This is a genomic window from Kribbella jejuensis (assembly GCF_006715085.1).
Taxonomy (GTDB): Bacteria; Actinomycetota; Actinomycetes; order Propionibacteriales; family Kribbellaceae; genus Kribbella; species Kribbella jejuensis.
On the sequence record NZ_VFMM01000003.1, the window covers coordinates 845,743 to 868,387 of the forward strand.

The following is a 22,645-nucleotide window of genomic DNA, read 5'->3' on the forward strand; positions in this document are numbered from 1 at the left end:
GATGACGGATCGCTACCAGACCTTCACCCGGACACCGCTCGGCAAGACCCTGGTGAAGAACCTCGGCCTGCCCGACCCGATGCCGCTGCCCCGCTGGTACGAGGGCGCCCCGGTGATCGACGGTACGGTCGTCTTCGGCGCGATCGGCGAGACCGACGCCGGCAAGGCGATCCAGGCCCTGCTGCGCGACATCGGCGCCTCGTTCAGTACGGCGACCGAAGGCGTCGCGTCCAGCGAGATCCGCCCAAAGGCGCTGGTCTTCGACGCGACCGGCGCGACCTCGACCGCGGACCTGAGCAGCCTGCAGCGGTTCTTCTCCCCCGTGATCCGTCAGCTCGCCCCGGCGGGCCGCGTGATCGTCATCGGCCGTACGCCGGAACTCGCCGGCTCCACCGACCAGCACGTCGCGCAGCGCGCGCTGGAGGGCTTCACCCGCAGCCTCGGCAAGGAGGTGAAGCGCGGCGCGACGGTCAACCTGGTGTACGTCGCTCCCGACGCGCACGAGCAGCTCGACTCCACGCTGCGCTTCTTCCTCTCCCCCAAGTCGGCGTACGTCGACGGTCAGGTCGCCCGGATCGGCACCGGCCCGCTGGTCAGCAACGATCCGCATCGGCCGCTGGCCGGTCGTACGGCGCTCGTCACCGGCGCGGCCCGCGGGATCGGCGCCGCCATCGCGGACACCCTCGCCCGCGACGGCGCGACCGTGATCGGTGTCGACGTACCGCAGAACGCGGACCCGCTGCGCAAGGTGATCTCGAAGATCGGCGGTACCGAACTCCTCCTCGACGTGACCGCCGTCGACGCCGCGCAGCGGATCGCGGCGCACGCGCACGACCAGCACGGCGGCCTCGACATCGTCGTCCACAACGCCGGCATCACCCGCGACCGGCGGCTGGTGAACATGCGGACCGACGCCTGGGATGCTGTCCTCGACGTCAACCTGCGCGCTCCCGAGCGGATCACCAAGCATCTGGTCGAATCCGGCACGCTCCGCGACGGCGGCTCGATCGTCGGCGTCTCGTCGATGGCCGGGATCGCGGGCAACAACGGCCAGACGAACTACGCGACCTCGAAGGCCGGCGTGATCGGCCTGGTGCAGGCGCTCGCGCCGGTGCTGGCCGAGAAGCAGATCCGGATCAACGCGGTCGCGCCCGGGTTCATCGAGACCGAGATGACCGCGAAGATCCCGTTCGCGATCCGCGAGGTCGGCCGCCGGCTGAACTCGCTGCAACAGGGCGGCCTGCCGATCGACGTCGCGGAGACGATCGCCTGGTTCGCGGATCCGGCGTCCGCGGGCGTGACCGGCAACGTGGTCCGCGTCTGCGGCCAGAGCCTGCTGGGTGCCTGAGATGCCCACCCGGCGGTACGACGACTCCCCCGGCCTCGGTTCGCTGTACGCGCGGACCGTCAAAGCCACCCTCCGCCGCGCCGACTACGAGCCGACCGAGGACGGCCTCACGCTCGAACTGCCGCGGTCCGCGATCGACCAGGACCACCTGCAGGCGTATCGAGAAGTCACCGGGTTCGCGGCGGGGCCCGCGCTCCCACCGACGTACCCGCACGTCCTGGCCTTCCCGCTGCACTTGGACCTGATGTCCGACCCGTCGTTCCCGTACAAGCCGATGGGGATCGTGCACCTGTCCAACACGATCACGCAAGCGCAGCCGATCCCGTTGCACGCCGAGCCGTCGATCCGCGTGCACAGTACGCCGGAACGCCCGCATCAGAAGGGCACCGTGTTCGACGTGGTCAGCGAGGTCTTCGTCGACCAGGAACTGGTGTGGAGCGACCTGACCACGCTGCTCAGCCGCTCGGCCGGTACGCCGGACGCGCACGCCGACCTGCTCACCGACCCGGTGCTCAGCGCGAACGCGTGGTGGGACCTGCGCGGCAACCTCGGCCGCCGGTACGCCGCCGCGTCCGGCGACCGGAACCCGATCCACCTGTTCAAGCTCACCGCGCAGGCGTTCGGGTTCCCGCGCCAGATCGCGCACGGTATGTGGGCCAAGGCCGCCGCGCTCGCGTCCGTCCAGCGGGCCCGCGCGCTGCCGGACGCGTTCACGGTCCGCGTGGACTTCCGCAAGCCGTTGCTGCTCCCGTCCCGGGTCCAGTTCGGCTACCAGCAGACCGGCAAGACGACCGACTTCGCGCTGTACGACGAGTCACACGACCTCACCCACCTGATCGGACAGCTGCAGGAACGCTGAGGTCCGCGATCCGGTCGAGCACCTCACCGATCGGCGAGGCCTCCCACTTGCTGCCGTCCCGTTCGCGAACCGCGAGCTCGCCGCCGGCGGCTTCGCGGGCGCCGATGACCGCTTGGTACGGCGCCAACCGGTTCTCGCGGATCCGCGCGCCGAGGCTGCCCTCGTCCGCATGCGCGATCTCCACCCGCAGGCCCCGGTCCGAGGCGCGGCGGGCCACCTCGGCCGCGACCTTCTCCTCGTCGTCCGAGATCGGCAGTACGACGACCTGCACCGGCGCGAGCCACGCCGGGAACGCGCCGCCGTGCACCTCGATCAGCTGCGCCATCGCGCGTTCGATGCTGCCGACGATCGCCCGGTGCACCATCACCGGCCGGTGTTTGTTGCCGTCGGCACCGATGTACTCGAGCCCGAACGCGGCCGGCTGGTGGAAGTCGATCTGGACGGTCGACAGGCTGAACTCGCGGCCGGCCGAATCCATCATCTGGATGTCGATCTTCGGCCCGTAGAACGCCGCGTCGCCCGGCGCGTCCTCGTAGTCGACGCCCGCGTCCTCCAGCACCTCGCGGAGCAGCGCGGCCGCCTGCGCCCAGCTCGCCGCGTCACCGACGTACTTGCTCGACGGACTGTTGAACTCGGCATCGACCGACGGCAGCGCAAGGACGTACCGGGACGCCTCGATGCCCATGTCCGCGTACGCCTGGTTGATCAGCCGCAACGCGGACGCTGCTTCCGCGGCGACCTGGTCGAGGCGGCAGAAGATGTGCGCGTCGTTGAGCTGCATCGCACGCACCCGGCTCAGGCCGCCGATCGCTCCGGACAGCTCGGCGCGGTACTGGCCGCCGAGTTCGGAGATGCGCAGCGGGAGTTCGCGGTAGCTGTGCGACCGGGAGCGGTACATCAGCGCGTGGTGCGGGCAGATGCTCGGCCGCAGTACGAGCTCCTCGCCGCCGATGTCCATCGGCGGATACATGTCGTCGTGGTACTTCGCCCAGTGGCCGGAGATCTCGTACAGCTCCTTCTTGGCCATCACCGGCGAGTACACCTGCTGATAGCCGGCTCTTCGCTCGACCTCGGCGATGTAGCTCTCGAGCGCTCGCCGTACGGCGGCACCAGCCGGCAACCAGTAGGGCAGGCCCGCGCCGATGAGCGGGTCGGAGTCGAACAGGCCGAGCTCGCGGCCGATCTTGCGGTGGTCGTACATCGTGGTCTCCTCGTTCAGATGGGGGCGAGGGACCGCGGGCAAACGAGGAAGCCCCGGGGCACTCGCCCCGGGGCTTCGTTCGACAGTCAGCTGTCAGCGCGCCGGGACATACTCCGGCGTCGTCGTGACTACAGCGCGCTGCGACATGCTCCTAAGTTAGCAGATCCGAGTCCAGCCCGACCGGACGGATGAGCCCCTCCTGCGCGACGGACGCGATCAGCCGGCCGTCGACGGTGTAGAGCCGGCCGGTCGCGAAGCCGCGCGCTCCGGATGCCGACGGCGAGGCCTGGTCGTAGAGCAGCCACTCGTCGGCGCGGAACGGACGATGGAACCACAACGCGTGGTCGAGCGACGCGGGCTGGATCCGTCGGTCGCCGATCACGATGCCGTGCGGGAGCAGGCTCGCGCCGAGCAGAGTCAGGTCACTCGCATACGCAAGCACACACGCGTGCATCGCCGGCTCGTCAGGCAGCTTCCCTGCCGCGCGGATCCAGAACTGCCGCCCGGTCACACCTGCGAGCCGTACGTCGAGCGCCGCCCACTCGCGGTCCCAGTCCGCCGCGGACCGCCCGCTCTGCGCTTCCAGCACGGTCGCGAGCCGCGGCGCCTCTTCCGGCGGTACGGCGTCGTCCGGCATCGGGTCCTGGTGGTCGAGACCGGGCTCCGGTCGCTGGAACGACGCCGACATGTAGAAGATCGGCTTCCCGTGCTGGGACGCGACCACCCGGCGGCTGCTGAACGAGCCGCCGTCGCGTGTCGGCTCCGCGCGGTACACGATCGGTACCGAGGTGTCGCCGGCGCGCAGGAAGTACCCGTGCAGCGAGTGCACGACTCGTTCGGCGTCGACGGTCCGGCTGGCCGCGGCGAGCGCCTGGCCGAGGACCTGTCCGCCGAACACCCGCTGCATCGAGGTCTGCGGCTGACGACCGCGGAACAGGTCGACGTCGATCTTCTCCAGGTCGAGCAGCTCGACCAGATCCTCCAGCGACTCAGGCATGCCTCATCCTGACAGGCGCGAGCGCCGTACTAGCCCGTACGCACTGTGGAAACGATCACGTCGGGCTAGTTGTCGTCCTCGCGGTTCAGCTCGGCCAAAAACTGTTCCACCTCGGCACCGAGCTCGTCCGCGGACGGGGTGGAGTCGGCGAGCAGGCTCTTGCGGCTGAGTGAACCGGCCGCGGCGTCGTACTGGGTTTCGAGGGCCTTGACGACCGCGCTCGCGTCCTCGGAGGCGTCGACCTGCTCGTCGACCAGCCGGCCGGTGACGGCGGCCTCGTCGAGCAGGGCCTTGCTAGGGAGCAGCAGGCCGGTCGCGGCCGAGATCGCGTGCACGAGCGCGAGCGCGGCGCCCGGGAAGCGGTTCTCGGCCAAGTAGTGGGGCACGTGGACGGCGAAGCCCATCGCGTCCTTGCCGGCCTCGCCCAGGCGCACCTGCAGCATGGTGCCGGCGCTCGCGGGCAGCACCATCTCGCCGTCCCAGATGTTCGACCGGGTGACCAGCTCGGGCCGGGTCGCGTGCGCGGTCAGGCCGAGCGGCCGGGTGTGCGGCACGCCCATCGGGATGCCGTGCACGCCGACGGTCAGCGTCACGTTGTAGAGCTCGATGAGCTGTCGGACCGCACCGGCGAACCGGTCCCAGTGGTTGTCCGGCTCGGCGCCCTCGAGCAGCAGGAACTCGACGCCCGCGTCGTCGGTCAGCAGGTGCAGCGACAGGTGCGGCGGCGTGTAGTCGGTGAACCGGTCCTCGGCGAACGTCACCTCGGGCCGGCGGGCCCGGTAGTCGTGCAGCAGGTCGACGTCGAACCGCGCCAGCAACCGGTGGTCGAGCACCTCGAGCAGGTGGTCGGCGGTCACGCGCCCGGCCAGGCCGGCGTCCATGAAGCCGTCCAGCGAGTGCACCATGACCTTCGGCGTCGCCGCCGGGCCGGTCGCCACCGACTCGTCGACGATCTCGTAGAGGTCGTCCGGTCGCAGCATCGTCGTCTCCTTCGCAGTTGCCAGGCGCTTGCATTGTTTCCAACGCCGGGGCCTGACGGACAAATTCCGGGTGCCGGGAAGATTCCGGCGGTTCCACGACCCGGCACCGGCGCGACAAGGTTGGAAAGCGCTTGCTAGCTTTGTCCCGTGAGCCACGAACCCGCTTCCGCCCCGACCGTCATGCTGGCGATGAACGAGAGCAGCCGCGAGCGCGTGCTGGTCCCGTCCGTCGGGAAGCGCCTGGAGGCGGTCGCGACCGTCCTGCCGGTCGGTCCCGGTGCCAGTTTTTTGGCCGACCCCGCCGTACGCGCGGCGCTCCCGGACGTCGACGTACTGCTCACCGGCTGGGGCTGCCCGCGGATCGGCGCGGAGGTGCTGGACGCCGCCCCGAAGCTGCGGGCGATCCTGCACGCGGCCGGCTCGGTGAAGGCGATCGTGGACCCGATCGCGTTCGACCGGGGCATCCAGGTGTCGTCGGCGGCGACCGCGAACGCGCAGCCGGTCGCCGAGTTCACGGTGGCGGCGATCGTACTGGCCGGGAAGCGGGCGTTCCGGCTCGCGGCGCAGTACCGCCTGGAGCGGCGTAAGGCCGACCCGCACGCCATGCCGGGCAGCTACGGTACGACGGTCGGCCTGCTCGGAGCGTCCCGGATCGGGAAGATGGTCGCCGAGCGGTTGCGCGGGTTCGACCTCGACGTACTGATCAGCGATCCGTACCTGACCGCGGACGAGGCGGCCGCGCTGGGCGCGGAACTGGTCGACAACGACACGCTGTTCCGCCGCAGTGACATCCTCAGCGTGCACGCGCCGCTGCTGCCGGAGACCGTCGGGCTGGTCGACGCACGCCTGCTCGGTCTGCTGAAGGACGGCGCGTCGCTGATCAACACCGCGCGCGGCAAGATCATCGACGCCGACGCGCTGCTCCGCGAGTGCGCGTCCGGCCGGATCGACGCCGTCCTGGACGTCACCGACCCGGAGCCGCTGCCGCCGGACTCGCCGCTGCTCGACCTGCCGAACGTGTTCGTCACCCCCCACGTCGCCGGTGCCGTCGGCAACGAGATCGCCCGCCTCGGCGAACTCGCCGTCAGCGAACTCGAACGCCTCGTCTCCGGACAACCCCTGCTGCACGCCATCAGCCCCACCGAACTCGGAAGGCTCGCATGACCCACCTGATCCTCCCCGACACCGACCGGGTGCTGTCTCGTCAGACCGGGTGGACGCGCAGGCATTGGGAAGCGCTGGCCGATCATCTGCTCGACTCGCTCGTGCCGTACTTCTCCCCCGGTGCCTCGCTGGTCGAACTGCCCGGCCGCCCGAGCCGGTCCGGTACGGCGTCCGACGCGCTGGAAGGCTTCGCGCGATCGTTCATGCTCGCCGCGTTCCGGATCGCCGGCGTGCAGGGCAAGGGCTGCGAGCAGTTGACCGAGCGGTACGCGCGCGGCGTCGCGAACGGTGCGAACCCGGACCACCCCGAGGCGTGGCTGCGGCTCACCCCGCGCTCGCAGCAGATGGTCGAAGCAGCGGCGATCGCGGTGTCGCTGCACGAGACCCGCGAGTGGATCTGGGACCGGCTCGACACCCGCGCCCAGGAGCACGTCGCCGAGTGGCTCGGCGGTTTCAACGGCTCGACGACGCATGACAACAACTGGCGGTTGTTCCAGGTGGTCAGCGAGCAGTTCCTCGCGTCGGTCGGAGCGCCGTACCGGCAGGAGGACATCGACGGCGGCCTCGACCGGATCGAGGACTGGTACGTCGGCAACGGCTGGTACTCCGACGGCGACGGGCAGAACTTCGACAACTACATCGGCTGGGCGATGCACCTGTATCCGGGCCTGTGGGCGCGGATGGCCGCGGCGACGCCGGGAGCGCAGTACGAGGACCGGTTGAAGCTGTACAAGGAGCGGATCCGGCTGTTCCTGGAAGACGCCGTTCATTTCGTCGGGAACGACGGGGCGCCGATCTACCAGGGGCGGTCGCTGACGTACCGGATGGCCGCCGCGGCGCCGTACTGGATGGGCGCACTCCTCGACTCGACGCCGCTGACGCCCGGTGAGACGCGGCGGCTGTGCTCCGGGATCGCGCGGCACTTCGTCCAGCACGGGGTGCCGGACGAGCGCGGGGTGCTGACGCTCGGGTGGTACGACACGTTCCTGCCGACGACACAGCAGTACTCCGGGCCCGGGTCACCGTACTGGGCTTCGAAGGGGTTCGTCGGGTTGATCCTGCCGCCGGAGCATCCGGTGTGGTCGGATCCGGAGGACTCGATTCCGCTCGACGACGCCGATCAGCAGAGGGCGATGCCGGAGCCGGGGTGGATCCTGCACGGGAGCCGGCACGACCAGGTGGTGCAACTGGTGAACCACGGCGCCGACCACGCGCCGGTTGCGGAGCCTGACGGTGTCGAGCCGGCGGGCGATCCGCACTACAACCGGTTGGCGTACGCGAACCACGCCGGGCCGGATCTGTCGGACCGCGAGCCCGGCATCGACAACCTGATCTCGCTGGTCACTCCGGACGGAACTGCGAGCGGACGCGGGCGAATCCGGCGACTCGGGGTCGAGGGGCGTACGGCGTCCTCCTGGCACAAGGCATGGCTGGGATCCGACGGCCCGTGGAAGATCGAGATCACCTCACTCGTGCGGAACGGCTGGGAGATCCGCTGCGCTTTGGTCGAAGGACCAGCTGGCGCCACCGTCCGCACCGCCGGCTTCGCCGTAGCCGGCAACTCGTTGCCCGAAGCAACCTCCACCGAAGCGGCCGCCGCTGCACGGAACGCGGACGGGTTGTTGTCTGCTGTTGTTGGTTTGTACGGGTATGAGGCGGCTGGGGTGCACCGCGCGGTGGGAGTGAACCCGTTCGGAGTGCACTCGGCCACGCCGTACCTGACTGCACCGCATCACGGTGAGCCGCTGATGCTGGTGAACGCCGTGCTGCTGACCCGCGACGCGCTCCGGCCAGAGGCGCTTGCTGAGGGCATCCAGGTGCGGGTGGACGGGACGACCGTCCGGATCGGCCTGCCCGGCGGCGATACCGAGGTGGTGGAGTTGGGCAGAGTAGATTGACGGGATGAGCACGTACGAGAAACTCCTGCAGGAACAGATCGGGAACGAATTCACGGCGTCGCAGCAGTACGTGGCAGTCGCTGTCTGGTACGACGAGCAGGATCTCCCACGGCTGGCTGCGCACTTCTACAAGCAGTCCCTGGAAGAGCGCAACCACGCGATGATGATGGTTCAGTACCTGCTCGACAAGGACATCCGGCCGCACATCCCGCCGGTCGGTGAGGTGGAGTCGGACTTCAGGACCGCGATCGACCCGCTGGAGCTCGCGCTGGCACAGGAGATCACCGTCACCAAGCAGATCGAGACGCTGGCGCGGACGGCGCGCGACGAGAGCGACTACGTCGGTGAGCAGTTCATGCAGTGGTTCCTCAAGGAGCAGGTCGAGGAGGTCGCCGCGATGAAGACGCTGGTCAACGTCGCGAAGCGAGCCGGTGACAACCTGTTCCACCTCGAGGACTTCCTGGCCCGCGAGGTCGTCGGCGACACCGGCGCCGACCCGACCGCCCCCGCCGCTGCCGGCGGCGCGGTCTGACCGGTTCGCGCCGAAGTACCACGAGCTGCCCCAGTACTACCAGCTGCCGCAGTACTACCAGCTTCCGCCGCCTCCGCCGCCACCACCGCCGCCGGAGAAACCGCCGCTGAAGCCGGACGAGCTACCTCCGCCGCTGCCCGAGCCCGACGGGGTCGGCGGCGGGTCGAAGCTGTGCGCGAGGGTCGAGCCGACGGCACCGGCGGTCCAGCCGGAGGTGTAGTACGACGGGCCTGAGTACCAGTACGGGTCCGGCGGGATCCGGCCGGCGGCGACGAGCTGTTCGCAGACCTTCTGCCAGCGATCCGCCAGCCCGAACGCGATCGCCCAGGGCAGGTACTTCGAGAAGATGTCCTCACCCTCCTCGAAGCGCAGCTGGTCCGCCTCGGCGGTGGCCAGGTACTTCCGGAAGCCGATCAGCTGGTCGGCGACCGCCCGGCCCGCCGGATTCCGTTGCCCACGGCCACGGATTCCCACCCAGATGCCGATGGCAACGACCACGGCGATCACCGGGATCGCGACCACGATGCCACGGCCCGCACCACCGGTCGCGGCACTACCGATCACCCCGAACAGGCCGGCGCCCACGACCCAGATCCCGATCATCGCCATACAGGCACAACCGAAACCGTTCTTGAACACCGAACCGCCACCGGCGCGCGGCATCCGCAGGTACCACTGACGGGCCTTCACCTGCTCGCGGAGCGCAGCGATCATCGCGTCGTGCGCCCGGCGCATCGTGTGGTCTCCCACGGCGCCGCGCTCCAGGACAACTTCCGAGCCCGGTTGCAGGGTCGGGAAGAGGCCCGACATCAGCGCCTGCTCGTGCGGCGCGGTCGCGGCCGCCGGGTTCAGCAGGACGGCCTTCTGGGTCGAGCCGTCGTTGTCGATCCGGACCCCGCCGCGGACCGCCATGTCGATCAGCGTCGCGGCCGTCTCCACGGTGGTCGCCTTCGCGTCGATCAGCAGGCCGCCCTCGGCGACCGGGATCCGCGGCGGTGCGAACGCGACCGGGATCTGGTCGGTGCTCAGGTCGTCCTTCACCGGCTGGCTGCTGACGCCGTCCGGCGGGAACGTGCCCGGCGGCATTCCGGCGTACCGCTGGTCCTTGTTGCCGAGCTTCGCGTACAGCGCGGCGACCGCGGCCGCGAGCGCGGTGACCACGGCCGACGCGATCACCTGCAGCCAGGACAGCCCGTTGCGCTCCATCCAACTCGGCGGGTCGACCAGGATCGGGGTGTCGTTCCGGACGGCGCCGGCGGTGATGCCGGCCACGATCGTCAGCTGGTTGCCGCTCTCCAGCTGGGTCGCGCCCAGGACACCCTTGCCGCCGGTGATCGTGCTGGACGGGCAGTTCTGGTTCGAGCCGACGGTGCCGATGAAGCACTCGACCTTGGTCACGCCCTGCGGGACGCTGACCTCGACCCGGACGTTCTGGATGGTCGCATCCCAGCTGCGGCCGGTCGCGTCCCAGTACAGCTCGCTGTGGTCGGCGAAGTGCCGCAGCGCGCCGCGCACGTCGTACGTGATCACGTACGTCGCGTCGGTGCCCGGGACCGTGTCGTTCGCGGAACCGATCTTGATCCGCTGCACCGAATACCTGCCCTTGTTCGACTCCGTGGTCGTGTCGGTGAACTTGGCCGAGGCGTTCGGAGAGGACACGTGGATGTTCGAGACCTGGTACTCCTGGTCCTTGGAGTCGTCGTCGACGTAGGGCTCGCGGGTCACCAGGTCCCGGTAGATCCCGTGCCGGCCGGTGGTCCCGAAGTGGTAGTCGATCGTCTCCTTCACCTGCAGCACGCCGTCGGGTGTGACGGTGTACTCGATGGTGAAGTTCCTGATCTCGTCGCCGGGGTCGGCCGCGGCCGGCAGCGCGAATCCGGCCAGTGCCAGTACGGCGACCAGCATGGTGACGACGACCCCGAGTGCCCTACGCATGCCTCGGAGACTACCTATCGTGAGGGTCCGGGCGAGGGAGGCCTGACACGAATCCGCGCGCTGAAGACTCTTGTGCGAAAACTCCGATAGGGGAATCGTGGGTGGACCAGGAGGAACGTCATGGCAGACAAGACGAACACTTCCCAAGGCACCGGAGCCGCGCCCGCTGTGGACAGCCCGGCCGCCATCCGCAACGTGGTGCTGGTCGGCCCGTCGGGCGCCGGCAAGACCACCCTCGTCGAGGCCCTGCTGGTGGCCTCCGGAGTCCTGAACAGACCCGGCACCGTCGTCGACGGAACCACGGTGTGCGACTTCGACGACGCCGAGATCCGGCAGCAGCGCTCGGTCGGCCTGTCGCTCGCCTCGCTCCCCCACGACGGCGTCAAGGTCAATCTGATCGACACGCCCGGGTACGCCGATTTCGTCGGCGAGCTGCGGGCCGGGCTGCGCGCCGCGGACTGTGCGCTGTTCGTGATCTCGGCGAGCGAGGGCGTCGACGAGCCGACCCGCACCGTCTGGCAGGAGTGCCAGGAGGTCGGGATGCCGCGCGCGGTCGTGATCACCAAACTCGACCACGCCCGGGCGAACTACCAGAACGCCCTGGCCACCGCGCAGGCCGCGTTCGGCGACAAGGTGCTGCCGCTCTACCTGCCCGCTGGTGACGGGCTGATCGGGCTGCTGTCCCAGTCGTACTACGAGTACTCCGGCGGCAAGCGCACCGTCGCCGCGGCCGACGCGTCGTACACGGACCAGATCGAGGAACTCCGGGGCACCCTGATCGAGGGCATCATCGAGGAGTCCGAGGACGAGTCGCTGATGGACCGCTACCTCGGCGGCGAGGAGATCGACCGGAAGGTGCTGATCGAGGACCTCGAGCGGGCGGTCGCGCGCGGCTCGTTCTTCCCGGTCGTCCCGGTCTGCAGCGCCTCCGGCGTCGGCACGTACGAGCTGCTCGAGGTGATCACCAGCGGGTTCCCGTCGCCGCCCGAGCACACCATCCCGGACGTGTTCAACCCGCACGGGGTCGCCCGCAAGGGGCTGACCTGCGATCCGGACGGCCCGCTGCTGGCAGAGGTGGTGAAGACGACGTCGGACCCCTACGTCGGCAGGGTCAGCCTGGTCCGGGTGTTCTCCGGCACCATCAGGCCCGACGCGACGGTTCACGTGTCGGGCCATTTCACGTCGTTCTTCGGTGACCACAACGGCACCGCGCACGGGCACGAGGACCACGACGAGGACGAACGGATCGGCACGCTGTCGTTCCCGCTCGGCAAGACCCAACGGCCGGCCGGTGCCGTCGTCGCCGGTGACATCTGCGCGATCGGCCGGCTGACCCGGGCCGAGACCGGCGACACGCTGTCCGACAAGGCGGATCCGCTGCTGCTGAAGCCGTGGAACATGCCCGAACCGCTGCTGCCGATCGCCGTCCAGGCGCACGCGAAGACCGACGAGGACAAGCTCGGCGTGGGGCTGCAACGACTGGCCGCGGAGGATCCGACCCTCCGGATCGAGCAGAACCCGGAGACCCACCAGATCGTGCTGTGGTGCATGGGCGAGGCTCACTCCGACGTCGTACTGGACGCACTCTCGAACCGGTACGGCGTGACCGTGGACACCGTGGAGCTCCGGGTGCCGTTGCGGGAGACGTTCGGAGGGCCGGCGAAGGGTCACGGGCGGCACGTGAAACAGTCCGGCGGCCACGGGCAGTACGCCGTCTGCGACATCGAGGTCGAGCCGCTGCCGGAGGGCACCGGGTTCGAGTTCGTCGACAAGGTCGTCGGCGGCGCGGTGCCCCGGCAGTTCATCCCGAGCGTGGAGAAGGGCGTCCGGGCGCAGATGGAGAAGGGCGTCGCGGCCGGGTACCCGATGGTCGACATCCGGGTCACGCTCACCGACGGCAAGGCGCACAGCGTCGACTCGTCGGACATGGCGTTCCAGATGGCCGGCGGGCTGGCATTGCGCGAGGCGGCGGCCGCCACCCGGGTCGCGATGCTCGAGCCGGTCGACCTGGTGTCGGTGCTGGTACCGGACGACCTGGTCGGTGCGGTGATGAGCGACCTGTCCGGCCGCCGCGGGCGGCTGCTCGGGACGGACAAGGTCGGCGACAACAGGACGCTGGTGAAGGCCGAAGTACCGCAGGTGGAGATCACCCGCTACACCATCGACCTCCGCTCGCTGTCACACGGCGCGGCGTCGTTCAGCCGCGAGTTCGCCCGCTACGAGCCGATGCCGGACTCGGTTGCGGCGAAGCTTAAATGATCATCAGTTCTTGTTGAGGCGGCGGCGTACGTCGCGGGAGGCGAGGTACGCCGCCACATCGTCGTAGCGCTCGCTCTGGTTGGCGAACTCGATGTACGAGCGGACGCGGTGCAGCCAGTCGAGTGTGGACGGCTTCACCGCGGCCAGCGCTTCGGTCAGGTGCTGCATCGCCAGCGGCGGTTCGCCACCGGTCGACAGCGCCTCGTCGATCACCTTGTCCACGCCGCGCTCGATCAACGCCCGCAGGTCCGCGCCGCTGAACATCGCGGTCTGGGCGGCGAGCGCCTTCAGGTCGAGGCCGTCGGCCGGTACGCCCTTCGTCAGCACCGCGAGGATGTCGGCGCGGGCCGGCTCGTCCGGCGGCGGTACGAAGATCACCCGGTCGAACCGCCCGGGCCGGAGCATTGCCTCGTCGACGTCCCACGGCGCGTTGGTGGCCGCGAGGACCAGGAGGCCGTCGTTCTCGGAGCCGATCGCGTCGAGCTCCTGGAGCAGTACGTCGACCAGCCTGCGCGACTCGGACCCGCCGTGCTTGTGCCTGGCGAAGGCCAGTGCGTCCAGCTCGTCGAGGAACAGCACGCACGGGCCGTTGGCGCGGGCATGTTCGAACGCCTCGTGCAGGTTCCGCTCGGAGACGCCGAGGTACGGGTCCATCACGTCCTCGATCCGGACGTTGACGAACGGCAGCCCGCACTCCCCCGCGGTCGCCCGCGCGAGCAGCGTCTTCCCGCACCCGGGCGGGCCGTACAGCATCACGCCGCCGCCGGCCTTCCGCCCGTACTTCTCGTACAACTCCGGGCGGCTCTGCGGGAGGATCACCATCCGGTGGATCACGCGCTTGATCTCGTCCATGCCGCCGACCTGGTCGAAGGTGGTCGCCTCCTTCACCAGGTCCTGCTCGTACGGCGTCTCGGCCTCGGGACCGACCTTGATCCGTACGCCGCTGCGCTCGGCGATCATGCCGTCGACGAGTTGCTGCAGGCGTCCCGTGCCCTCGACGACGCCTCGTTGACGGGCCGCCTCGAGCAGGTTCCGGAGCAGCGCGAGCCGCCCGTTGGCCGCGGCCAGCTCCCCCACGGGGACGAACTGGTCGTCGGGCAGGCCGTGGTGGTCCAGGAGTACGACGTACTGATCGAGCGCTTCCTCGGTCTCCCCGGCGACATTCAGCGACTCGGCGAGCACAAGCCGCAGCAGCACGTCGTCCGGGTTCGCCTCGACGGCTTTCCTGAGCGCATCGATCCGGTCGTTGCTCATGATCCCCACTTCCGGTTGATCCAGCGGCGGACGATGGGTGGGACGACCCACGAATAGACGCAGAACACGAGCCAGATCATCGCGAACGCGAACGACAGTGGGCCGAGGCCGGCGGCGCGCAGGCCGTAGATGACGACGACCGCGCCGATCCAGACGACCAGTGGGTTCACCCGCGCGAACGGCCGCAGCGGCAGCATCAACGGATGGTTGTACAGCTTGGCCTCCCGCGCGGCCGCGCGCAGGTCGGCGTCGCCCGGCTGCGCGGCGGCGGCCGAGCGGAGCGAGTCGTACCCGGCGCGGGCGTCGCCGGTGAGCATCGACGCCGTGCCGTGCAGGGCTCGAGCGTTCGGGTCCTCGGGGTCGTACGACAGCGCCTCGGCGCTGTGGCGGTGCATCTCGCGGTCGTTGCCGAGCGCGAACGCGACCTGGGCGCGGGCCGCCGACACCGCCACGCTCTCCGGCGCGTGGGACGCGGCTCGCTCGACGAGTGCGCCCGCCTTCTCGGCCTGTCCGGCGGCGAGGCAGACGTGGGCGTACCCGAGCAGCAGGTCCGGGTCGTTCGGGTCGAGGCTCAGGCCCTGCAGGAACGCGGCCTCCGCTTCGGGCAGCCGGCCCTCGGAGCGCAGCGACGACCCGAGCACGTGCAGCATCGCCGGGAACGGACCGTGCTGCGCCAAGCCGTCCCGCAGTACGTCGATCGCCTCGCTGTTGCGGTCGAGCGAGTGCAGTGCCGCACCGCGGAACAGGTACGCGCGGTAGTCGACGCCGGCGTCACCGGACAGGCCCTGGAGCTCGTCGAGAACCCGTTCCGGACGGCCGATCCGCAGCCAGTGCGCGGCCATCTGCAGGCGGGACTCGCTCGGGTCGTTCACAGCACCACCGTCACCAAGTAGAGAAGCAGGCCTTCGACGACGGCACCGCCGAGCGTCACCGCGATCCCCATGCCCCACAGGGACTTGTAGTCCTGGCCGCGCAACTGGAACGCCCGGTCCATGGGACGCTGCAGCCGCAGCTGCACCATGCAGCAGAGCACCGCGACCACGCGGATCCCGGCCCGGAGCCCCGACGTGACGCCTGAGTCGCCGTACAGCAGGAGGAACACGGCGATCACCACGACGAAGCCGGCGAGCCCGGTCAACAGGATCAGCCGGCGCTTGGCCGCGTCGACGCCGAGCCGGCCCGCGTTCAGGTACGCGATCACGGTGCACGCGAGCACGCCACCGAAGAACGCAACGTACGTCTGCGACATCAGCCGCCACGGCCGCGCCGACATGTCCACACCGGCACCGACCGTCGGGCGCAACAACTCGTCCGGCATCAGGCTCCTCGTGCATGGTCGGACTCGGCTCGCGCAGTGTATAGCCTGTCGGGATGAGCGAGAACTGCATCTTCTGCGGGATCGTGGCCGGAACCATCCCGTCCACCCGGGTTGCCGAGACCGATCGGGCGATCGCGTTCATGGATATCGCCCCGGCGACGCCCGGTCATCTGCTGGTGATCCCGCGCGAGCACTCCACCGATCTGCGCGAGGCGGCGCCCGAGGACCTGATCGCCGCGATGTCCCTCGCCCAGTCGATGGTCAGCCGGGTGATCGACCGCCTCGACGGCGCGACCGGCGCGAACCTGCTGAGCTGCATCGGCGCGGACGCCTGGCAGAGCGTCTTCCACACCCACCTGCACGTGATCCCGCGCTACCCCGACGACCCGATGGTGCTGCCGTGGAAGCCCGAGTCGGGCGACCTCGACGAGATCAAGGCCGTGCACGCGAAGCTCATCTAGCGACGAGCTCGTACACCGACAGCAGCTCCGGCAGCAAGACAGACCAGTCGTACTTCGGTACGGCGGCCAACCCGGCCGACCGTAGCCGCTCACGTTCGACGGGACGGCGTAGCAAGCAGAGGGCCCTGGCAGCCAGGTCTCCCGCGTCTCCCGGCGCGAACAGCTCCCCCGTCCGCCCGCCGTCCAGCACCTGCCGGAACGCGGGCAGATCGCTCGCGAGCACGGGCGCACCCGCCGCCATCGCCTCCAGCAGCACGATCCCGAAGCTCTCACCGCCGAGGTGCGGGGCGACGTACACGTCCGACCCGGCGAGCATGTCCGCGCGGGCCTCGTCGTCGATCGCCCCGAGGAACAGCACGTTCTCGCGGTAGCGCGACGGCAGCGACCGACGGGCCTCGTCGGCCTGGCCGGACCCGGCGACAAGGATCTTCAGCCGCGGGCATTCGGCGAGCAGGGCCGGTACGGCGTCCAGCAGTACGCCGAGGCCCTTGCGTGGCTCGTCCAACCGGCCGAGGAAGCTGATCGTGCCGTCCTCGCCCATCCACTCCGCGCGCGGGCTGCCCTTGAAACGGGTGGTGTAGAGGCCGTTCGGGATCACCACCGCCTCGCCGCCGATGTGCTGCACCATCATCGAGCGGGCGTTCTCGGACACCGCGATCCGCGCGTCGATCTTCTCCAGCGCCGGCCGGAGCAGGCTCGAGGCGACACTCATCGCCCGGGATCGCACCTGCCACGTGTGGAACGTCGCCACGAACGGCCCGTCCGCGGACCACAGCGCGATGATCGACGCGCTCGGCGTGGTCGGCTCGTGGACGTGGACGACGTCGAAATCCCCTTCGGCGAGCCAGCTCTTCACCCGGGCCGCCGTCCGCGGACCGAACGTCACGCGGGCGATCGACCCGTTGTACGGGACACCAACCGCGCGGCCCGAGGAGACCACGTACGACGGGATGTTGCCGGAGTCGTCGACGGGCGCCAGGACCGATACCTCATGACCGACGGCGAGCAGGGCCTCGGCGAGGTCGCGGACGTGGTTCTGTACCCCGCCGGGAGTGCCCAGCGAGTACGGGCACACCACGCCGATCCTCACGGGAAGATTGTTACTCCTCGAGAAAGATCCGCTGCAACATATGCCAATCCTGCGGGTGCTCGGCGATCCCTTGAGCGAAGGCGTCAGCGCACCGCTGAGTCATCTCGGCCGCAGTGGCCGGCTCGACGGTGTCGTGGAACGTGATCACCAGGTCGGGGCCGTCGTAGTGCAGGGTCGCGGGGATCAGCGGCGCGCCGGTCTTCAGGCTCAGCGCGGCCGGCCCGACCGGCATCCGCGACGGGCGGCCGAAGAACGTCACCGGTACGCCACGTTCGGACAGGTCGCGGTCGGCGACCAGGCAGACGAATCCACCGGCGCGCAGACGCTCCGTGAGTACGCCGGTGACGTCATGCTCGCCGCCCGTGAGCGGGAGGACCTCCATGCCGAGCTTCTTGCGGTACGCGATGAACCGGTCGAACAGCGACTCCGGCTGCAGCCGCTCGGCGACCGTCGACACCGGCATCCCGGTCAGCCCGGCCCAGGCGCCCGCGTGGTCGTAGTTCGCGAGGTGCGGCAGCGCACAGACCACACCCTGGCCGGCGGCGTACGCGTCCCGCAGCAGCTTCTCGTTGACCGTTCGGACCCGGCCGACGATCTCCTCGTCGGACCACTCCGGCAGGCGGAACGCCTCCTGCCAGTAGCGCAGGTACGACCGCAGCCCCGCGTGGGTCAGGTCGTCGAGTTCCGCGGCGGTGGCGTCCGGGCGGACGGCGGCGAGGTTGCCGCGCAGGCGCCGTACGCCTCGACCGTTGCGGGCGTAGGTTCGATCGGCCGCCTTCGTGAACAGCCACGTCACGGTCCGCTCGGGCAGCCGCCGTACCAGCATCCAGGCCAGTGCGAACGCCAGGTCGACGGCGCGCTGCCGGACACCTTCCATCAGGAGTCGAGGTCGTTCTTCGCGGGGTCGGACAGGACCTGCTTGCGGACCGAGAGCGAGCGCTGGACGACCGTGATCGTGCTCGCGGCGGCGACGTACCAGATCACCAGCTCGAGCAGGATCGGCAGGTTGAAGACGTCCGAGAAGAACGCCAGGATCAGCGTGAACACCAGCCGGTCGGCGCGCTCGGCGAGCCCGCCGCTGGCCTTCAGACCGAGGCTTTCCGCCTTGGCTCGCGCGTACGACGTGACCGCGCCCATCACCAGCGCCCACAGCGTCACCGCGGCCATCAGCGTGGAGTCGCCGGCCTGCGAGTTCGCGTAGTACATCACCAGGCCGCCGTAGATCGCGCCGTCGGCGATCCGGTCCAGTGTCGAGTCCAGGAACGAGCCCCACTTCGACGACGTCCCCGAGGTCCGGGCCATGTAGCCGTCGATCAGGTCCGAGAACACGAAGCAGGTGATCACCACGACGCCGAGCCACAGGTGACCGCCCGGGAAGAAGATCAGCGCCCCGGCGGACACCCCGATGGTGCCGACCAGCGTGACCATGTCGGCGCTCACGCCGAGCTTGAGCAGGAGAGTGGCGATCGGCGTGATCACCTTGGTCCAGAACTGCCGGAATCTGTTAAGCATGGCGACGCGATCGTAGTTCACCCGGATCACCGTTCGGTGACCGGACACCGTCTCAGCACTGAATTCACACTGCGCGCGAGCTTCTTCCGCGCGATGCTGGATCCAGTGAGGAGGTGGTGCGGATGCGTCGCAGCCTGCTGGTCGGCGCCGTCGCGACGTTGCTGGCCGCCTCCGGCTGTTCGGTCGCCCAGCGCGCCAACGGCACCGCACCGGCCCCGGTTGCTCCCGCGGCTGTCGTCCCCACCGTGATCGCTCCCCCACAGGCCGAAGGGCTCGACGGTACTTCCGGAGCACCCGGGCCACAGGTCTGTACGGCGATCACCCGCACGCTCACCGCCCGGTTCCGCGGACCGGTGACCGCGAAGCCGTACGCCTGGAACGACGGCGGACTACCCGCGATGGACCTCTGCACGCTACTGCTCGGGGACCGGCCGGTCACGATCGGCGTGAGCGCCCTGCCGGTCCAGCCCGACACGCTCAGCCGGCTGGTCGAGAATCCCGGCAGCGTCGATTCGCTCCCGGAGCTGGGGCCGGACGCGACGATCAGCGAGTCGCGGATCGTCTTCCAGGTGGCGGACCGCGCGGTACGGATCATGCCGGCCGGTGGCATCGACCGTGATCCCGCCGACGGGATCGAGCGCGCCCGGGCCGTCGCGATCGCGCTCGCCGTGCGGGCCGCCGTACCGAAGCAACTGCGACCCGCCCGGCAGGCCGACCCGACCTGCCAGCTGTCGACGGCGGCGGCAGAGCGGTTCGTCCAACTGCAGGTCCAGCTGCGGCGGGACTACCGGGTGCGCGGCGCGCTGACCTGCATCTGGGGGACGTTCGACGCAACGGTGTCGATCGTGGAGGCGTTCAACCAGTCGACGATCCCGGAGGCGGACCGGGTACCGGCACCGGTGTTCGCGCCGCTCGGACAGCCCGGGTACTACCTCCCGGACGCGGGTGAACTGGTGTTCCGCCAGGGCAAACGGGTGGTCCGGGTGACCGCGCTGACGAACCCGCCGCGGGAGGTCACGCTCGACGCCCTGACGACCATCGTCGACCCGCTGCTCCCGCTGTTCATCCGCTGAGCTACGGCCAGTTCTTCGCCAGCAGTGCGCGGGTGTCCGGCAGCAGTTGCGGAAGAACCTTGGTGTTGGCGATCACCGGCATGAAGTTCATGTCACCGGCCCAGCGCGGGACCACGTGCTGGTGCAGGTGGGCGGCAATCCCGGCGCCGGCGATCTCGCCCTGATTCATGCCGATGTTGAACCCGTGCGCCGCGGAGACGGTACGGATCGCCTGCATCGCCTGCCGGGTCAGGTCCGCGACGTCGCGGACCTCCGCGTCGGTCAGCTCGGTGTAGTCGGCCACGTGCCGGTACGGCACGACCATCAGGTGCCCGGGGTTGTACGGGTACAGGTTCAGGACGGCGTACGCCGCGTCGCCGCGGTGCACGATCAAAGCGTCGGCGTCGGGCAAGCTCGGGATCCGGCAGAACGGGCAGCCCGAGCCGGCCTCCGCACTCGTGGGCTTGTTCTCGCCCTCGATGTAGGCCATCCGGTGCGGCGTCCACAGCCGCAGGAACGGGTCCGGCACCCCGACACCGTCCTGCGGCGCCAGCTCCTGCGGCGTGTAGGGCGAGTCGGGGTGATCCGTCATACCTGCACGCGCTTCTTGACCGCGTCGACGATCTCCGCGACCGCGTCGGCGATCGGTACGCCGTTCTTCTGGGTGCCGTCGCGGTACCGGAAGGAGACCGAGCCGGCTGTCATGTCGTCGTCGCCGGCGATCAGCATGTACGGCGTCTTGGCCTTCTGGGCGTTCCGGATCTTCTTCTGCATCCGGTCGTCGGACGCGTCGACCTCGACCCGGATCCCCTGCGCCTTGAGCTGCTTGGCGACCTCGAACAGGTAGTCGACGTGCCCGTCGGTGATCGGGATGCCGATCACCTGGACCGGGGCCAGCCACGGAGGGAACGCGCCCGCGTAGTGCTCGGTGAGTACGGCGACGAACCGCTCGATCGAGCCGAACAGCGCGCGGTGGATCATCACCGGCCGCTGCCGGGAGCCGTCCGGCGCGGTGTACTCCAGCTCGAACCGCTCCGGCAGGTTGAAGTCCAGCTGGATCGTCGACATCTGCCAGGTCCGGCCGATCGCGTCCCGGGCCTGGACCGAGATCTTCGGGCCGTAGAAGGCCGCGCCGCCCGGGTCCGGGACCAGCTCGAGACCGGAGCCCTCGGCAACTTCCCGGAGCGTCTCGGTGGCCTCCTCCCAGACCTCGTCGGAGCCGACGAACTTGTCCGGGTTCTTGGTGGAGAGCTCGAGGTAGAAGTCGTCGAGACCGTAATCCGCGAGCAGGCCGAGCACGAACGTCAGGAGGTTCCGCAGCTCGTCGCGCATCTGCTCACGGGTGCAGTAGATGTGCGCGTCGTCCTGGGTGAAGCCACGCGCGCGGGTCATGCCGTGCACGACGCCGGACTTCTCCAGCCGGTACACGGTGCCGAACTCGAACAGCCGCAGCGGCAGCTCGCGGTACGACCGGCCGCGGGCCGCGAAGATCAGGTTGTGCATCGGGCAGTTCATCGGCTTCAGGTAGTAGTCCTGGCCCTGCTTGCGGATCTGCCCGTCCGCGCCGCGCTCCTCGTCGAGGTGCATGGGCGGGTACATGCCGTCGGCGTACCAGTCCAGGTGGCCCGAGGTCTCGAACAGCTGGCCCTTGGTGATGTGCGGCGAGTAGACGAACTCGTAGTCGTCCTCGATGTGCCGCTGACGGGAGTAGTCCTCCATCACCTTGCGCAGCACGCCGCCCTTGGGGTGGAAGACCGCGAGGCCGGAGCCGATCTCGTCCGGGAAGCTGAACAGGTCGAGCTCGGTGCCGAGCTTGCGGTGGTCGCGCTTGGCGGCCTCCTCCAGGCGGGTCAGGTACGCCTTCAGCTCGTCCCTGGACTCCCACGCGGTGCCGTAGATGCGCTGGAGCTGCGGGTTCTTCTCGCTGCCGCGCCAGTACGCCGCCGCCGTCCGCATCAGCTTGAAGTTGCCGAGGTACCCCGTGGCTGGCACGTGCGGGCCGCGGCACAGGTCCTTCCAGGCGACCGAGTCGTCACGCCGTACGTTGTCGTAGATGGTCAGCTCGCCGCCGCCGACCTCGACGCTCGCACCCTCGGCCGCGTCCGCCGCGGAGCCCTTGATGCCGATCAGCTCGAGCTTGTACGGCTCGTCCTTGAGCTCTTCGCGCGCGTCCTCGTCGGTGACCACCCGGCGGCTGAACCGCTGCCGCTCCTTGATGATCTGCTGCATCTTCTTCTCGAGCTTGGTCAGGTCCTCCGGCGTGAACGGCGTCTCGACGTCGAAGTCGTAGTAGAACCCGTTCTCCACCGGCGGGCCGATGCCGAGCTTCGCCTCCGGGAACAGCTCCTGCACGGCCTGGGCGAGGACGTGCGCGGTCGAGTGCCGGATGATCGCGCGGCCGTCCTCGGACGCCGCCTTGACCGGCTCGATCTGGTCGCCGTCCTGGACCACGCGGGACAGGTCCCGCAGTTCACCGTTGACGCGGGCGGCGATGGCGGAGCGGTCCTGGCCGAAGATCCCGGCGAACAGCTCCCCGATCGTCGTCGTCTCGCTGACGCTGCGCTCGGCCTCGCCTTCGACGCCGATCAGGTGGATCTTGACTTCGGGCACGTTCGCTCCTTCGTTCACGAGCAGATGGTATCGACAACGAAAGTAGGGGGTCGGACCAGCCGGTGGTCAGATGTGCCGGACCGCCGCGATTTCTAGGTTCGTGGGTATGAGCGAGCGAAGCGAGGTCATCATCCAACACAGCGTGACTTGTGCCTCATCCGCGCCCGGAGCGAAG

Annotated in this window: 20 protein-coding genes; 8 read left to right on the forward strand and 12 right to left on the reverse strand. The window is 69.6% G+C overall.

Annotated elements, in window-relative coordinates; all coding sequences use genetic code 11:
• Nucleotide 1 precedes the first annotated feature (1 nt).
• Both FB475_RS31745 and FB475_RS31750 read left to right on the forward strand, forming a co-directional pair.
• Complete coding sequence (locus FB475_RS31745; protein ID WP_141861202.1) at nucleotides 2–1,348, forward strand: 3-oxoacyl-ACP reductase; 1,347 nt, start codon at nucleotides 2–4, stop codon at nucleotides 1,346–1,348.
• A gap of 1 nt (nucleotide 1,349) precedes the next feature.
• Nucleotides 1,350–2,207 (forward strand): MaoC family dehydratase, encoded by an 858-nt coding sequence (locus FB475_RS31750; RefSeq protein WP_141861204.1) that lies wholly within the window; start codon nucleotides 1,350–1,352, stop codon nucleotides 2,205–2,207.
• On the opposite strand, the gene thrS (FB475_RS31755) is transcribed toward FB475_RS31750, so the two are convergent.
• The 3 genes from thrS (FB475_RS31755) to FB475_RS31765 form a co-directional block, all read right to left on the reverse strand.
• Nucleotides 2,173–3,450 carry a threonine--tRNA ligase gene (gene thrS, locus FB475_RS31755; protein ID WP_272952116.1) on the reverse strand — a complete coding sequence of 426 codons (1,278 nt, stop codon included), beginning with the start codon at nucleotides 3,448–3,450 and terminating at the stop codon, nucleotides 2,173–2,175. The genes FB475_RS31750 and thrS (FB475_RS31755) overlap by 35 nt on opposite strands.
• Before the next feature lie 109 nt (nucleotides 3,451–3,559).
• The gene (locus FB475_RS31760) at nucleotides 3,560–4,405 is read right to left on the reverse strand and encodes an acyl-CoA thioesterase (protein WP_141861208.1); all 846 of its coding nucleotides are present in this window, start codon (nucleotides 4,403–4,405) and stop codon (nucleotides 3,560–3,562) included.
• 65 nt (nucleotides 4,406–4,470) lie between these two features.
• Nucleotides 4,471–5,385 carry a proteasome assembly chaperone family protein gene (locus tag FB475_RS31765; protein WP_141861210.1) on the reverse strand — a complete coding sequence of 305 codons (915 nt, stop codon included), beginning with the start codon at nucleotides 5,383–5,385 and terminating at the stop codon, nucleotides 4,471–4,473.
• Nucleotides 5,386–5,532: 147 nt separating this feature from the next.
• On the opposite strand from FB475_RS31765, the gene FB475_RS31770 reads away from it, so the two are divergent.
• The 3 genes from FB475_RS31770 to FB475_RS31780 are packed head-to-tail and all read left to right on the forward strand — an operon-like array spanning nucleotide 5,533 to nucleotide 8,979.
• Nucleotides 5,533–6,549: a hydroxyacid dehydrogenase gene (locus tag FB475_RS31770; RefSeq protein ID WP_238332558.1), complete on the forward strand. Its 1,017-nt coding sequence runs from the start codon at nucleotides 5,533–5,535 to the stop codon at nucleotides 6,547–6,549.
• Nucleotides 6,546–8,447 carry a DUF2264 domain-containing protein gene (locus FB475_RS31775; RefSeq protein WP_141861211.1) on the forward strand — a complete coding sequence of 634 codons (1,902 nt, stop codon included), beginning with the start codon at nucleotides 6,546–6,548 and terminating at the stop codon, nucleotides 8,445–8,447. Before FB475_RS31770 ends, FB475_RS31775 begins: the two co-directional genes overlap by 4 nt.
• Nucleotides 8,448–8,451: 4 nt before the next feature.
• Nucleotides 8,452–8,979: a ferritin gene (locus FB475_RS31780; protein WP_141861213.1), complete on the forward strand. Its 528-nt coding sequence runs from the start codon at nucleotides 8,452–8,454 to the stop codon at nucleotides 8,977–8,979.
• 54 nt (nucleotides 8,980–9,033) lie between these two features.
• Here FB475_RS31780 and FB475_RS31785 read toward each other — a convergent pair whose 3' ends face one another.
• Nucleotides 9,034–10,914, reverse strand: a complete 1,881-nt coding sequence (locus FB475_RS31785) for a DUF2207 domain-containing protein (RefSeq protein WP_141861215.1) — start codon at nucleotides 10,912–10,914, stop codon at nucleotides 9,034–9,036.
• Nucleotides 10,915–11,034: 120 nt separating this feature from the next.
• Between FB475_RS31785 and FB475_RS31790 the strand changes: the two genes are divergently transcribed.
• A complete protein-coding gene (locus tag FB475_RS31790; RefSeq protein ID WP_141861216.1) occupies nucleotides 11,035–13,173 on the forward strand; it encodes an elongation factor G-like protein EF-G2 in 2,139 nt (712 codons plus the stop codon).
• A 3-nt stretch (nucleotides 13,174–13,176) separates the two neighbouring features.
• On the opposite strand, the gene FB475_RS31795 is transcribed toward FB475_RS31790, so the two are convergent.
• Genes FB475_RS31795 through FB475_RS31805 form a run of 3 tightly spaced genes read right to left on the reverse strand, consistent with a single transcriptional unit; the run spans nucleotide 13,177 to nucleotide 15,745 of the window.
• Nucleotides 13,177–14,427 (reverse strand): tetratricopeptide repeat protein, encoded by a 1,251-nt coding sequence (locus tag FB475_RS31795; RefSeq protein WP_141861218.1) that lies wholly within the window; start codon nucleotides 14,425–14,427, stop codon nucleotides 13,177–13,179.
• Complete coding sequence (locus FB475_RS31800) at nucleotides 14,424–15,299, reverse strand: tetratricopeptide repeat protein (RefSeq protein ID WP_141861220.1); 876 nt, start codon at nucleotides 15,297–15,299, stop codon at nucleotides 14,424–14,426. Before FB475_RS31800 ends, FB475_RS31795 begins: the two co-directional genes overlap by 4 nt.
• Nucleotides 15,296–15,745, reverse strand: coding sequence for a hypothetical protein (locus FB475_RS31805; protein ID WP_141861221.1), 450 nt, complete (start codon nucleotides 15,743–15,745; stop codon nucleotides 15,296–15,298). The genes FB475_RS31800 and FB475_RS31805 overlap by 4 nt, the downstream gene beginning before the upstream one ends.
• A 53-nt stretch (nucleotides 15,746–15,798) precedes the next feature.
• Between FB475_RS31805 and FB475_RS31810 the strand changes: the two genes are divergently transcribed.
• Nucleotides 15,799–16,206 carry an HIT family protein gene (locus FB475_RS31810; RefSeq protein WP_141861223.1) on the forward strand — a complete coding sequence of 136 codons (408 nt, stop codon included), beginning with the start codon at nucleotides 15,799–15,801 and terminating at the stop codon, nucleotides 16,204–16,206.
• Here the strand turns inward: FB475_RS31810 and FB475_RS31815 are convergent.
• The 3 genes from FB475_RS31815 to pgsA are packed head-to-tail and all read right to left on the reverse strand — an operon-like array spanning nucleotide 16,199 to nucleotide 18,829.
• Entirely contained in the window at nucleotides 16,199–17,296 is a 1,098-nt protein-coding gene (locus tag FB475_RS31815; protein WP_141861225.1) for a glycosyltransferase family 4 protein, read from the reverse strand. The genes FB475_RS31810 and FB475_RS31815 overlap by 8 nt on opposite strands.
• Nucleotides 17,297–17,306: 10 nt before the next feature.
• Complete coding sequence (locus FB475_RS31820; protein ID WP_141861227.1) at nucleotides 17,307–18,173, reverse strand: phosphatidylinositol mannoside acyltransferase; 867 nt, start codon at nucleotides 18,171–18,173, stop codon at nucleotides 17,307–17,309.
• Complete coding sequence (gene pgsA / locus FB475_RS31825; protein ID WP_337678229.1) at nucleotides 18,173–18,829, reverse strand: phosphatidylinositol phosphate synthase; 657 nt, start codon at nucleotides 18,827–18,829, stop codon at nucleotides 18,173–18,175. Before pgsA ends, FB475_RS31820 begins: the two co-directional genes overlap by 1 nt.
• A 101-nt stretch (nucleotides 18,830–18,930) precedes the next feature.
• Here pgsA and FB475_RS31830 point away from each other — a divergent pair, with 101 nt between their 5' ends.
• Nucleotides 18,931–19,881: a hypothetical protein gene (locus FB475_RS31830; protein WP_238332559.1), complete on the forward strand. Its 951-nt coding sequence runs from the start codon at nucleotides 18,931–18,933 to the stop codon at nucleotides 19,879–19,881.
• A gap of 1 nt (nucleotide 19,882) precedes the next feature.
• On the opposite strand, the gene FB475_RS31835 is transcribed toward FB475_RS31830, so the two are convergent.
• Nucleotides 19,883–20,452, reverse strand: coding sequence for an HIT family protein (locus FB475_RS31835; RefSeq protein ID WP_141861229.1), 570 nt, complete (start codon nucleotides 20,450–20,452; stop codon nucleotides 19,883–19,885).
• Nucleotides 20,449–22,470, reverse strand: a complete 2,022-nt coding sequence (thrS, locus tag FB475_RS31840; RefSeq protein WP_141861231.1) for a threonine--tRNA ligase — start codon at nucleotides 22,468–22,470, stop codon at nucleotides 20,449–20,451. The genes FB475_RS31835 and thrS (FB475_RS31840) overlap by 4 nt, the downstream gene beginning before the upstream one ends.
• Between the last annotated feature and the right edge of the window lie 175 nt (nucleotides 22,471–22,645).